This is a genomic window from Streptomyces davaonensis JCM 4913, assembly GCF_000349325.1.
Lineage (GTDB): Bacteria > Actinomycetota > Actinomycetes > Streptomycetales > Streptomycetaceae > Streptomyces > Streptomyces davaonensis.
Genome location: NC_020504.1, coordinates 6313474 through 6326728 on the forward strand (window position 1 = coordinate 6313474; position 13255 = coordinate 6326728).

Annotated in this window: 10 protein-coding genes and 2 tRNA genes; 8 read left to right on the top strand and 4 right to left on the bottom strand. The window is 69.6% G+C overall.

Annotation, left to right across the window (positions count from 1 at the left end; translation table 11 throughout):
* Positions 1 to 81 precede the first annotated feature (81 nt).
* Positions 82 to 2982: a serine/threonine-protein kinase gene (locus BN159_RS47175; RefSeq protein WP_015660378.1), complete on the top strand. Its 2901-nt coding sequence runs from the start codon at positions 82 to 84 to the stop codon at positions 2980 to 2982.
* A gap of 72 nt (positions 2983 to 3054) precedes the next feature.
* Here BN159_RS47175 and BN159_RS28020 read toward each other — a convergent pair whose 3' ends face one another.
* Positions 3055 to 4518, bottom strand: coding sequence for an amino acid permease (locus BN159_RS28020; RefSeq protein WP_015660379.1), 1464 nt, complete (start codon positions 4516 to 4518; stop codon positions 3055 to 3057).
* A gap of 216 nt (positions 4519 to 4734) precedes the next feature.
* Here BN159_RS28020 and BN159_RS28025 point away from each other — a divergent pair, with 216 nt between their 5' ends.
* Positions 4735 to 5220: a ribose-5-phosphate isomerase gene (locus BN159_RS28025; RefSeq protein WP_015660380.1), complete on the top strand. Its 486-nt coding sequence runs from the start codon at positions 4735 to 4737 to the stop codon at positions 5218 to 5220.
* A gap of 281 nt (positions 5221 to 5501) precedes the next feature.
* Entirely contained in the window at positions 5502 to 6335 is an 834-nt protein-coding gene (locus BN159_RS28030) for an Fpg/Nei family DNA glycosylase (protein ID WP_015660381.1), read from the top strand.
* On the opposite strand, the gene BN159_RS28035 is transcribed toward BN159_RS28030, so the two are convergent.
* Positions 6332 to 7588, bottom strand: coding sequence for a GNAT family N-acetyltransferase (locus tag BN159_RS28035; RefSeq protein WP_015660382.1), 1257 nt, complete (start codon positions 7586 to 7588; stop codon positions 6332 to 6334). The genes BN159_RS28030 and BN159_RS28035 overlap by 4 nt on opposite strands.
* Before the next feature lie 162 nt (positions 7589 to 7750).
* Here BN159_RS28035 and BN159_RS28040 point away from each other — a divergent pair, with 162 nt between their 5' ends.
* The gene (locus BN159_RS28040) at positions 7751 to 8944 is read left to right on the top strand and encodes a PP2C family protein-serine/threonine phosphatase (RefSeq protein ID WP_041819931.1); all 1194 of its coding nucleotides are present in this window, start codon (positions 7751 to 7753) and stop codon (positions 8942 to 8944) included.
* Positions 8941 to 9381, top strand: coding sequence for an HD domain-containing protein (locus BN159_RS28045; protein ID WP_015660384.1), 441 nt, complete (start codon positions 8941 to 8943; stop codon positions 9379 to 9381). Before BN159_RS28040 ends, BN159_RS28045 begins: the two co-directional genes overlap by 4 nt.
* 4 nt (positions 9382 to 9385) lie before the next feature.
* Here the strand turns inward: BN159_RS28045 and BN159_RS28050 are convergent, their stop codons facing one another.
* Positions 9386 to 10507: an acyltransferase family protein gene (locus tag BN159_RS28050; RefSeq protein ID WP_015660385.1), complete on the bottom strand. Its 1122-nt coding sequence runs from the start codon at positions 10505 to 10507 to the stop codon at positions 9386 to 9388.
* Between the two features lie 455 nt (positions 10508 to 10962).
* Between BN159_RS28050 and BN159_RS28055 the strand changes: the two genes are divergently transcribed.
* The gene (locus BN159_RS28055; protein ID WP_015660386.1) at positions 10963 to 11157 is read left to right on the top strand and encodes a hypothetical protein; all 195 of its coding nucleotides are present in this window, start codon (positions 10963 to 10965) and stop codon (positions 11155 to 11157) included.
* A 116-nt stretch (positions 11158 to 11273) separates the two neighbouring features.
* Here BN159_RS28055 and BN159_RS28060 read toward each other — a convergent pair.
* Positions 11274 to 11344: transfer RNA gene (locus BN159_RS28060), tRNA-Gly, on the bottom strand.
* Positions 11345 to 11474: 130 nt separating this feature from the next.
* Between BN159_RS28060 and BN159_RS28065 the strand changes: the two genes are divergently transcribed.
* Positions 11475 to 11551 (top strand) — tRNA-Pro (locus tag BN159_RS28065).
* 169 nt (positions 11552 to 11720) lie between these two features.
* Positions 11721 to 13121, top strand: coding sequence for a trigger factor (gene tig / locus BN159_RS28070; protein WP_015660387.1), 1401 nt, complete (start codon positions 11721 to 11723; stop codon positions 13119 to 13121).
* The last annotated feature ends 134 nt before the right edge of the window (positions 13122 to 13255 follow it).

Consider the following 13255-nt stretch of genomic DNA (forward strand, 5'->3'; position numbering starts at 1 on the left):
GGTAACACGAGGAGCGGTGGAGTACCAGGGCTCCTGGTGACCGGACGTTATCGATTGGTCGAGAGTATCGGCCAGGGTGGAATGGGGCGGGTGTGGCGAGCGGCCGACGAAATACTCGACCGCCCGGTGGCGATCAAGGAAATGCGGATAGACGGCCTGGACGCCGAGGACACCCGCACCCGCCGCGAACGCACCCTGCGCGAAGCTCGCGCCACGGCCCGCATCGACCACCCCAACGTGGTGCGCGTGTACGACGTGGTGGACGAGGGCGAACGGCTCTGGATCGTCATGGAGTTGGTGGCAGGCCGCTCCCTGGAACGCCTCCTCGTGGAGGAGGGCCCTCTGAGCCCCTCGCAAACCGCACGCATCGGTCTCGGCCTGGTGGCGGCGTTGCGCCAGGTGCACGAACGCGGCGTACTGCACCGGGACATCAAGCCCGGCAACGTCCTGGTGGAAACGGGAGCGCGACGCGTGGTCCTGACGGACTTCGGCATCGCGGCGATCCAGGACGCCAAGGCGCTGACGATGGTGGGCATGCTGGTCGGCTCCCCCGACTACATGGCCCCCGAACGTATCTCGGGCCGCCCTCAGGGCCCACCGTCGGACATCTGGTCCCTGGGCGCGACGCTGTGCGCAGCACTGGGCGGCCGCTCCCCGTTCTCCCGAGACACCACGCTGGCCACATTGCACGCGGTCCTGTACGAGGAGCCAGAACTCCCCGCTTCCTCCGGCCCGTTGACCGCAATCCTGGCGGCCCTCCTGGAAAAGGACCCGGACACCCGCCCAGGCCTCCCAGACCTCGAAACCGCCCTCCACCCGATCGCCTTCCCCACCCCCACACCAACGGTGCGGGTAGGCACGCCGGAGGACCCTCCCGGAGACACCGGCCACCCGAAGCCGACAACGCCGCAGGAAAACGGAACGCCGACAGCGGCACCGCCGGGGGCGCCGGCGCCAGGGATGGGGGAGCCCTGGGGAGCGACCGGCCAGCCGGGGGTGTCTGTCGTAGGGGCGGGGGAGCCTCGGGGAGAGGCCGGGCGGCCGGAGACGGTGGTCTCGGCGGAGCCGGGGCAGCCGGCAGCGGAGCCGCTGGGGTCGGGACGGCCGGGAGCGTCTGCCGTGGGGGCGGGGGAGCCTCGGGGAGAGGCCGGGCGGCCGGAGACGGTGGTCTCGGCGGAGCCGGGGCAGCCGGCAGCGGCGCCGCCCGAGACGGGACGGCCATCGACATCTGCCGGAGCGGACTGGCCTGCGGCGGCGTCGACGGTAAGGGCGGGGGAGCCGGAGACGTCAGTGTCTTCTGGGCCGGGGCCTGATCCCGCGGCGCCGGTAGGGATGGGGAAGCCGGAGGCATCGGCGCCGTCCGTAGGGCCGGAATGGCCGGAGGCGGCGGCGCCGGAAGGGGCTGGGGAGTCTCAGACGGCGGCCTCGGTCGAGACGACGGAGCCGGACGCGGCGGAACCGCCGCCGACGGGGTGGCCGGAGCCCACGGCTCCTGCGACGCCCGAACTGACGGCACCCGCGCCTGAGGCGTCGGCCCTTGCGCCCGAGCCGATGGCTTCCACGCCCGAGCCGACAACCTTCGAGCCCGAGCCGTCGGCCTCTGCGCCCGAGCTGACGGCGCCCGCGCCTGAGGCGTCGGCCTTTGCGCCCGAGTCGATGGCGTCCGCGCTTGAGCCGACAACCTTCGAGCCCGAGCCGTCGGCCTCTGCGCCCGAGCTGACGGCGCCCGCGCCTGAGGCGTCGGCCTTTGCGCCCGAGTTGATGGCGTCTGCGCCCGAGCCGACAACCTTCGGGCCCGAGCCATCGGTCCCTGCGCCCGATCCATCGGCCCTTGCACCTGAGGTGTCGCCCCCCGCGTCCGACCCCAGGCGCCCCGCGCCCCCTGAGCCCGCGGACACCCCACCCGCGGACACCCCGCCCACCGAAGCACCCCGAGCGGCAGAGCCCCCCGAAGACCCGCGCCCCACCCGCGACTTCGGGCGCCGCGCGATTCCTCGTACCCTCAACGCCTCCACCGAAGCCGCCTCCGAGGCGCGCTCCGAAGTCCGCTCCGAGGCGCCCGCTCCCAACCCCCTGGGCAGCGCCTCCTCTACTACAGGCGTCTCCCTCATCCGCGCGGAGCCGGGCATGGAGACCCGGGCGCGGGCGGAGGCCGAGACCAAACCGGCGGCCGTCCTGAACGCCGAGGCCGAGACGAAACACCGCCCGGCACCCACCCGTGCGGCCACTCCCGGCCACAGCCAGGCAGCCACTTCCGGCCACAGCCGGGCAGCCGCCCCGGGCCCCAGCCGGACGGCCACCCCCACCCCCGACTCACACCCCATGCCCCCCGGCGAACTCCCGGGCCCCGCGGTCCCTACTCCCACTCCCCATCCACCGCACCCACGCCGTACCCGAGTCCTCGCCGCAGTCGCGATGGTCACCGTCGGAGCAGTCGTGGCCGTCGTGCTCGTGCTGAATTCGGGGTCGCCGGATGACAGCAAGGCGGGCGGCACCTCGTCCTCGCCCGCCCAGAACTCCCCGTCACCCACCGTGGAGGGAACCTCCCGCCCGCAGTCCCTGCCGCCAGGAGCGCGCACGGAGGCCGGTGGGTTCGCCTGGGTCACACCCGAGGGCTGGCGGCGGGACGTGAAGACCGGTGCCGAGGTGCACTACACCTCTCCCGACGGGAAGCAGGAGCTCGTCGCCAAGTCCTCCCTCGCCCGCGGCGACCTGATGGAGACCTGGGAGACCTCGGAGCAGAACGCCCACCAGGGGCAGGCGTACCGGAAGATCCGGCTGGAGGAGACGACGTTCCGCGGCTATCCGGCGGTCGAGTGGGAGTACACCTTCACGCTCAAGGGCGTCCCCTGGCACGCCCGACTGCTCGGCTTCAACGAGAAGGGCAAGTCGTACCAGATCAACACCTGGTACCAGCCGGACGTCGAGACGCAGGCCCTGCGCACGTACGAAGAGGTGAAGGACAGCTTCACCATCCTGTAGGCACAGGAAACAGGCGACAGACACGGGAAAGGGGGCCCCTGAGGACCCCCTTCCGCGCTACGGCCACAAACCTCAGCCGACGTTGACCTCGTCCGCGTCGAGATCCCTCTCGGCCCGGACCTTCACCGCCGGAGCGGCACCCTGGCCGCCCTTGCCCTTGCCCTTGACCTTGTCCTTGACGAAGGCGATGGCCAGGACGACCGCCGCCACCAGCAGCGACAACAGCACCGTCTTACGGCCGTCATGCTCCGTGTCGGTCAGCATGTACCCGAGCACGAACACGATCAGCGCCGCCGCGGCCCAGGTCAGATACGGATACAGCCACATCCGCACGACCAGCTTCTCGGGCGACTCCCGCTCGATGATCTTCCGCATGCGCAGCTGCGAGAAACAGATCACCAGCCACACGAAGAGCGCGACCGCACCGGAGGAGTTGACCAGGAAGAGGAAGACGGAGTCCGGGAACTTGTAGTTGAAGAACACCGCGACGAAGCCGAACACGACCGACGCGATGATCGCGACAACCGGCACACCCCGCCCCGTGGTCTTCGCGAACGCCTTCGGCGCGTCCCCGCGCCGGCCGAGCGAGAAGGCCATCCGGGAGGCGGTGTACAGACCGGAGTTCAGACACGACAGCACCGAGGTCAGCACGATGAAGTTCATGATCTGACCGGCGTGCGCGATACCGAGGGAGTCCAGCGCGGCGACGTAGGAGCCGTCCTCGGCGATCGCCTTGGAGTCCCACGGCAGCAGGGTGACGACCACGAAGATCGAGCCCAGGTAGAACACGCCGATACGCCAGATGATGCTGTTGGTCGACTTGGTGACGGCCCGCTGCGGGTCCTCGGACTCACCGGCGGCCAGCGTGGCGATCTCGCTGCCCATGAAGGAGAAGACGACGAGCAGCACACCGGTGAGGATGGCGCCGGGCCCGTTGGGCAGGAAGCCGTCGTGGTCGGTGAGGTTGCCGAGTCCGGCCTGAGTGGCGTCGACGCCCGGCAGCAGACCGAAGACGGCGAGCCCGCCGACGACGATGAAGGCGCCGATGGCGACGACCTTGATGCCGGCGAACCAGAACTCGAACTCGCCGTAGGAGCCGACGGAGACCAGGTTGGTGGCGGTCAGCACCACCATCACGATGAGCGCCCAGGCCCACTGCGGTACGGCCGGGATCCAGCCCTCCAGGATCACCGCGCCGGCGGTCGCCTCGACCGCGAGCACGACGACCCAGAAGAACCAGTACAGCCAGCCGATGGAGAACCCGGCCCAGCTGCCGAGCGCGCGGTCCGCGTGTGCGGAGAAGGAGCCGGACGTGGGGTTCGCGGCGGACATCTCACCGAGCATTCGCATCACCAGCACCACGAGCGTGCCGACGAGTGCGTACGACAGGAGGATGCCGGGGCCCGCGGTGGCGATGCCGGAGGAGGACCCGACGAAGAGTCCGGCGCCGATGACACCGCCGATGGCGATCATCGACAGATGACGGTTCTTGAGCCCTGCCTGGAGGCCGTTACCGGGGTCGCCGGTGGAGGTCATAGGGGGGATTCCTTTGTGCCGGGTGAGCAGTTTCCCGTACGAGCGGAGTACGGGGGCTGAACAAGTTGGTCCAGTGAATCCGAGGCAAAGGAATCTGAGAACCTTTGAATCCGGATCGTTACTTGAGGTTTCCCTGAGGTTCTGCGGTATAGCTCACAGTTTTCGAGGTCAGCCCCCGGGGCGGCTGCCCGCAGACGTCCGTGTCACACTCATCGCATGCGCGTGTATCTCGGCTCCGACCATGCGGGCTTCGAACTCAAGAACCACCTCGTCGAGTGGCTCAAGGCGGCGGGCCACGACCCCGTCGACTGCGGCCCGCACATCTACGACGCCCAGGACGACTACCCCCCCTTCTGCCTGCGCGCCGCCGAGCGCACGGCCGCTGACCCCGACGCCCTCGGCATCGTGATCGGCGGGTCCGGCAACGGCGAGCAGATCGCGGCGAACAAGGTCAAGGGCGTCCGCGCGGCCCTCGCCTGGAGCGAGGAGACCGCGGCCCTGGGCCGCCAGCACAACAACGCCAACGTGGTGGCGGTGGGCGGCCGCATGCACACGCAGGACGAGGCCACGAAGTTCATCGAGACCTTCCTGGCCACCCCGTTCTCGGGCGACGAGCGCCACATCCGCCGCATCGACATGCTGTCGGACTACGAGACCACGGGCGACCTCCCCCCGATCCCCGCGCACCACCCCCAGCAGTAACCACGCCCTTCCAGCCCGTCCGGCGTTCTTTCAGCCCGTCCGGCGTCTGAGGACGAGACCGCAGCCGTCCCCATCCCCCGCCCGCCCCTTTCAGCCCGTCCGGCGTTTGAGGACGAGGCCCCTTCAGGGTCGACGGGGGTCCAGGGGGCAGAGCCCCCTGGGCGGGGTCGAAGGGGCGGCAGCCCCTGGGGATGGGACGGGTAGGGGCGGCGGGGGCGAAACAAGCCCGGCAGCACCCGCCGCAGCGCACCCGCCGCAGCGCGAACCACGAGGAGCTCACCGTGCCTGAGGGGCACACGATCCACCGGCTGGCCCAGGACTACGCCGCCGCCTTCGTCGGCACGGCCCCCCGAGTCACCAGCCCCCAGGGCAAGTTCTCCGACGCCGCCGAACTCCTCACCGGCGCGACCCTCACCGCCACCGAGGCCCACGGCAAGCACCTGTTCCTCGGCTTCACGGAGTCCTGGGTCCACATCCACCTCGGCCTCTTCGGCAAGGTCGGCTTCGGCCCCACCCCGGCACCCCCGCCCACCGACACGGTCCGCCTGCGCCTCACCAACAGCACGGCCTACGTCGATCTCCGCGGCCCGACCACCTGCGCCCTGATCACCCCGGCCGAGAAGCAGTCCATACACGACCGACTCGGCCCGGACCCGCTACGTGAGGACGCGGACCCCAAGAGCGCATACCGTCGCATCTCCCGCAGCCGCACCACGATCGCCGCCCTGCTGATGGACCAGAAGATCATCGCGGGCGTGGGCAACGTCTACCGCGCCGAGGTCCTCTTCCGTCACGGCATCGACCCCTACCGCGCGGGCAAGGACATCACGCCCGAGCAGTGGGACGCGATCTGGACCGACCTCGTGGAGCTCATGCACGAGGGCGTCCGCAACAGCCGCATCGACACCGTCCGCCCGGAACACACCCCGGAGGCAATGGGCCGCCCGCCCCGCGTGGACGACCACGGCGGCGAGGTCTACGTGTACCGCAGGGCCACCCTGCCCTGCCACATCTGTGGCGGTGAGATCCGCACCGCCGATCTCGCCGCCCGCAACCTCTTCTGGTGCCCGAACTGCCAGAAGTCTTCAGGCAGTTCCCAGAGCCGCCGTTCCTAGAACCCGTGCGGCATCCAGGGCGCCACCACTGACCCGAACCCCACCGAGGCCTCGGCCAGCGCCCCTTGGCGCACCTCCCGCACCCGCCCCGCCGCGCCCAGCGACGCCAGGCTCACCGCCCCGAGATACGCCGACCCCAACTCCCGTACGGTCAAGGAGAGATCGGCCGCGTCCGTGGTCCGCTCGCAGGACGCCCCCTTCGCGTCCCCCGACAGCCGCCAACGCCCGCTGTTCCAGGGGCAGAAGGCGTCCTCGACCTCCAGCACCACATCCACCGGCGTCTGATACGTCCGTGCCTGAAGCGCCGCCCCCACATCGACGAGCCGCACGTACATCCCGTCCCGGAACCGCGGCCGGCACCGCCGGATGTCGGACACCTGGTACTGCCAGGCCTCGTCCATCGGCCGCCCGTACACCCGCAGCGTCGTGGTGAGGTCGAGGTCGAACAGGAACCGCCACAACGCGGCCTGCGCGGCGGCGTCCACCGCGGCCAGCTCCCGCAACTGCACGACGCCGTTGTGCCCGCTGACCCCCCAGTCCGGTTTCACGGCATAACGGGCATACCCCACCGTCTCGCCGTCCCGCTCGGCGAGGACACACTGAAGCGGCGACGCCCCGTCCCGCCCGTCCTCCGGATCGAGCACCCCCACCCGCTCCCACCCCGGCCGGACCCGGGCGAGCATTCCGGGCCGCACCGGCACGAGTGACGCGTACACGGACTCGCACGCGTCGATGACGTCCGCGGGCTCCGCGTACCGCAGCCGTACGTCATCCGTCCCGTCCGGCACCGGCAGCCGCACCCGGCTCGTATCGATCTCCGCGGCGAGCTGGAAGGTGCCCACGCCGTACCCGAACCGGCCGTAGATCGCGGGCTCGGACGCCGTCAGCACCGCCAGCGGCTCGCCCCAGGACCGCACATCGTCCAACTGCTTGCGCATCATCGACGTAAGGACCCCGCGCCGCCGGTGCGTGGCGGCGACCCCGACCATCGTCACGCCCGCCGCGGCCACCGAGGCGCCGCCCGGCACGGTCACCCCGAACCGGAACGCCCCCGCCGAGCCCACGCACAGATCACCGTCCCAGGCGGCGAAGGAGCGGTCGAACTGGGTGAGCCCCCGGTACAGTTCACGTTCCTCGGTGGGCTCCGGCAGCCCGCCGAAGGCGCGCAGCAGAACGTCGTAATAGGTGTCCCATTGCTCGGGCCGGAGCTCCCGGAGCTCGATCGCGGAACCGGTTGTGAGTTGAGTCCCCATATGCCATGCCTACCAGGGCAATGCGGGACGAGCCAGGGAATTTCCGCCGGGTGGCCGCGCGATGGCTTCTCGTGAAGTTCACTGTGAAGTTGAGCCTCGGACGGGGGACAAGTGGGACCTCCCGTGCCAAGCGGCTGGTCCGATGGATAGGGTCCCGAACTAATGGCAGCAGGACGAGAGCGGCGAGCGGCCGCCGAAACGTTCGCGGCCCGGTTGCGAATGCAGTGGCACCGGGTCCGCGTCGGCCTGCGCAGAAGCGCCGTGGACTACTTCCGCGGTGACGGCTCCGACTGGATCGCGCTGGCCGGACTGCTGCTCACCGTCCCGCTGATCGCGGCCACCACCCTGGCCAACTCGGTGTGGTGCTCGCCGTCCGCGCTGGTCCTGCCGATCGTGGCCGGCGGACTGCTGCTGCGCCCGGCCAGCCTGCTCGGCCTGTACGCGGCCGCCGCCACCGCGCTGATCGTGGAGTCCGTGCAGCTCGGCCCGTACACGGAGGGCGCCGCCCGGGTCACGCCCGGCGTGGTCCTGGTGGTCGCGGCGTGCGGTTTCGTCGGTCTGCTGATCGCACAGTTCCGCAGCCGGGTCGGCGTGCCATGGCGGCGCGGCGGCACCATGCTCTTCGACCTGCGCGAACGCATCCGGGTGCAGAGCAAGCTGCCGCAACTGCCGAACGGCTGGCACCGCGAGATGGCGCTGCGCCCGGCGGGCGGCCAGTCGTTCTCCGGTGACTTCGTTGTCGCGGCCCGCACGAACGGCGGCCGCACCCTGGAGGTCGTCCTGACGGACGTCTCCGGCAAGGGCATGGACGCGGGCTCACGGGCGCTGCTGCTCTCGGGCGCCTTCGGCGGCCTCCTGGGCTCGCTGCCCCCACACGCCTTCCTCCCTGCCGCGAACGGCTACCTCCTCCGCCAGGACTGGGACGAGGGCTTCGCCACCTCCATCCACCTGGTCCTGGACACGGACTCGGGCGACTACGAGCTCTACTCCGCGGGCCACCCGCCGGGCCTCCAGCTCAGCGCGGGCAGCGGACGCTGGGAGGAGAAGGCCGCCGAGGGCCCGCTGCTGGGCGTGTACGACGGCGCACAGTTCGACCCGGTGAAGGGCTCCCTGCGCCCCGGCGACGTACTGATGCTCTTCACGGACGGCCTGGTGGAGACCTCCGACCGGGACATCGTCGAGGGCATCGACCGCCTCACCGGCGAGGCCGACCGCTATGTCGCGGGCGGCTTCCACGGCGCCGCCTGGCATCTCATCGAGGCGGTGGCCAAGGACGTCAACGACGACCGGGCCCTGCTGCTGATCTGCCGCGAGGGCCCCACGGTCACCACACAGGCGGGCGGCGCCCACGCATGACGCTCACTCTCCCCGAGGTCGAGGCCCTGGCCCGCGCCGCCCACGAGGGCCAGACCGACAAGGCGGGCCGCCCCTATGCCGGGCACCTCAAGGCGGTGGCCGACGGAGTCCGCGCCCGCGGCGGCGACGACCACCAGATCGCCGCGGCCTGGCTGCACGACGCGATCGAGGACGAGGCCCTGACGGAGGGCTGGCTGCGAGAGGCCGCGCTGAGCGACCGTACGAAGGCCATCGTGCTGGCCCTGACCAAGCAGCCGGGGGAGCCACCGGAGGAGTACGCCGGTCGCATCCTGGCGACACCGGGCGCCCGCCTGGTGAAGGAAGCGGACCTGGCGCACAACGCGAACCCGGATCGTCTATCGGTGCTGGACGAGGCGACGCGCACACGCCTGACCGAGAAGTACGCGAGGATGCGCGCACTTCTCGGTCTGAAGTGATCGGTCAGGCGTCGACCTTCTGACGTTCGCGTTGCTGTGGCTGTTCGCGCTCCCGGGCCAGCTTCGCCGCGTCCCTCTTGAACGCCCACTTCATCTCGGGCTCCATCACACCCCGGAACACCCACCGCACCGGCGAGGTGCACAGCAGGGTCACCCCCGCCGCGGCGACAACGGTGACGAAGATCGCCCCAGTCGGCCCATGCAGCCAGGCCGCCTCGTACCACCCCTGGTAATCCCCGGCCTTCACCACGAACCCGTGCAACAGATAGCCGTACAACGTGCCCGCACCGAGCGCGGTGAACCAGAGATTCCGACCCGGCACCCAGGCGAAGAAGCAGGCGGTGAGCACCAGCGAGCACCCGAACAGCGCGAGCACCATGACCGGCCCCGTCCACCACGGCGCCCCCAGCTCCTGCGCGGAGTCCCGGTGATAGAACCAGCCGGTGTTCATCCGCGGCACGGACCACCACCCGACGACCAGCGCCACCGCGAACACCGGCACGGACAGCATCCGCACCGAACGCCGACGCACCCACTGGAAGTGCTCGGCCTTCATGTTCAGCCCCAGCACGAAGAACGGCAGGAACTGAAGCACGCGCTGGAGGTCGAGGTCGTCACCGATCTCCGGGGTGACGGAAGCCAGCATGGCGATGCCGAGAGCGACCGGCAGCGGCCACCGGATCAGCTTCCAGACGGGCGTGGTGAGCCGCCACACGAACAGTGCGACCAGGAACCAGGTGAGATACCAGGGATCGAGCAGACTGACCGCCATGTCCGGATCGTCGTCGACGACCCGCTTGAAGAGCGGATACGCGGTCTCGAAGACGATGTACGGCACCGCCACGCCGGTGATCAGCCGCTGGAGCCGGTCGGGGCGCATGTCGAAGCTGCGCGAGAAGTAGCCGGAGATGATGATGAACGCCGGCATGTGGAAGGCGTACACCACGGTGTACAGGCCCTCCAGGATCCGGCTGTCGCCCTTCAGGGGCTCCCAGGCGTGGCCGATGGCCACCAGGACGATCGCCAGGAACTTGGCGTTGTCGAAGAATGCGTCGCGCTGTGGCTTGAGCGGTGTTCCGTGATGGCCGTGCTGTGTCGTGGGGGAGGACGAGGCAGCGTGCAACATCTGAGGCACCCTAGCGGCGGCTGTGCGTATTAGTAAAACGCGGGATGCCATTACCGCTTATGCAGGGTGAACTGGGTTCTGGGTCAACCGAGATGTGTCCACCTTGTACCACTTAATCCATGCTAAATGGTACATAACACAACGTGTGGGCCGGAGTTGGAGGCGGCTCGGGAACACCTGTGACAACAATTCGAAATGCCTGCGAACGCGTTGTGTGGACATGGAAACGATCACGCCGAATTCCCCGTACGAGTGGCACTTCGAATTACCGTGCGGGGCGCCCGCGATGGCCGTCCGCGCGGCCCGGATCCCACCGCGTCGACCGGAGTTGACGCCACCGTTGCCCCACCCGCCGCATACGGCGGGCCTGTTGGTGGCACGATGGTTCTGGCGGGGGTGTGCGGGGTTGGCGCCCCTGGGCCGGGAGAGCGGACCGACCGAGGGTGTGATCAGTTGTGGCCATTTCACTGTCAGTGGTGCTGCTGTTGGGGATCATCATGGTGGTGTTGGTCCGTGGCGGCTCCCTCAAAGCCGGCCCCGCCGTCGTCGCCGTCCTCTTCGGCTTCTTCCTCGCCTCCACAGGCATGGCCGACGACATCCAACGCTTCCTCGACTCGATAGCCGAGACGATCAACTCGATCCAGTTCTAGCCCGCCCCTGGACCTGGCCCCTGGCCATCGAGCCGCCTCGCCGACGCTCGGGCCCCGGGAAACGGCTCAGGGCCAGGCGGAGGAGTGATCCTCCGACCTGGCCCTGAGCCGTGCAGAGCGGGCGACGGGAATCGAACCCGCGTAGCTAGTTTGGAAGACTAGGGCTCTACCATTGAGCTACGCCCGCACAGGACGCGCCGCAGGTCAGGTGACCGCGGCACTGGAGGCATCGTAGCGGGTCGGCCCCCTTCGGCGCACACCCCATAAATGCGGCAGCCCCATGGCCTGCGGGCATGTACCCTACGTGTCGCACCAGACGGGGTGTGGCGCAGCTTGGTAGCGCGTCCGCTTTGGGAGCGGAAGGCCGTGGGTTCAAATCCCGCCACCCCGACCACCTGCCCGATCATCCACAGTGATCGCCTTTGGGTCGTTCGGCGCCTGCGGTTACTATGCAAGCTGCGCGCCCGTGTGTCTCTCACTCCCTGAAGTCCTCCGGGCGGCGATCCGCCGGACCATTCTGGCTCCGGCAGAAACCAAGAAGTCAGCCACAAGGAGACCGAACCGTGAAGAGCGCCGTGGAGACCCTGAACCCGACCCGGGTTCGGCTCACTGTCGAGGTGCCCTTCGAGGAGCTCAAGGACAGCCTCGACGCGGCGTACAAGAAGATCAACCAGCAGGTCACGGTGAAGGGCTTCCGCAAGGGCAAGATCCCCGCCCGGGTCATCGACCAGCGGTTCGGCCGTGGCGCCGTGCTGGAGGAGGCCGTCAACGACGCGCTTCCGAAGTTCTACACGGAGGCGGTCAACGAGGCCGAGCTCAACGTCCTGGGCCAGCCCGAGGTCGACATCACCGAGCTGAAGGACGGCGAGACGCTGAACTTCACCGCCGAGGTCGACGTCCGCCCGACCATCGAGATCCCGGACTACTCCGGCATCGAGGTCGAGGTCGACGCCATCGAGGTCACCGACGAGGACGTCGACAAGTCGGTCGAGCAGCTCCGCGAGCGCTTCGCCTCGACGTCCCCCGTCGAGCGCGCCGCCGAGGACGGCGACGTCGTCACGATCGACCTGGAGGCCAAGGTCGACGGCGAGGTGCTGGAGGACGGCATCGCCAGCGGCGTCTCCTACACCATCGGCTCCGGCGAGCTGCTGGACGGCATCGACGACGCCGTGAAGGGCGTGGAGGCCGGTGGCGAGGCCACCTTCACCTCCGAGCTCAAGGGCGGCTCCGCGGCCGGCAAGGAGGCCGAGGTCACCGTCAAGGTCACCCAGGTCGCCGCGCGCGAACTGCCCGAGCTGGACGACGACTTCGCGCAGCTCGCCTCGGAGTTCGACACCCTGGAGGAGCTGAAGGCGGACAGCCTCAAGCGCCTCACCAACATGAAGCAGTACGACCAGGCCACGCAGGCGCAGGAGCGCGTCCTGGAGAAGCTGCTGGAGCTCGTCGAGGTGCCCGTCCCCGAGAAGCTGCTCGAGGACGAGATCAACACCCGCAAGCACAACCTGGAGCACCACCAGCTCGGCCAGATGGGCCTCGACCTCGCGAAGTACCTGGAGATCCAGGGCAAGACCGAGGAAGAGTTCGACGCCGAGACCAAGGAAGCCGCGGTCAAGGGCATCAAGACCCAGTTCGTCCTCGACGAGCTGGTCAAGCAGGAGAAGCTCAACGTCAACCAGGAGGAGCTCACCGAGCACCTCATGCGGCGTGCGGCCTCCTCCGGCATGTCCCCCGACCAGTTCGCCCAGGCGGTCGTCGAGGGCGGCCAGGTTCCGCTCCTGGTCGGCGAGGTCGCCCGCGGCAAGGCCCTGGCCGTCGTGGTCGAGAAGGCCACGGTCAAGGACACCAACGGCGAGGTCATCGACCTCGACGACGAGGACGAGGTCGAGACGGCCACCGAGGTCGCCGCGGAGGCCACCGAGGCCGACGCCACTGAGGCCGACGCCGAGGAGAAGTCCGAGGGCTGAGCATCAAGCCTTCGGCGCCAGTAACGCCGTAGGAAGGGCCCTGGGGAGCGATTCCCCAGGGCCCTTTCCTGGCTCGGGGCAGGCGTACGTCCCTAGGGGCGCGGGGCTGTGTTCGATATGCGGCTCCGCCGCGT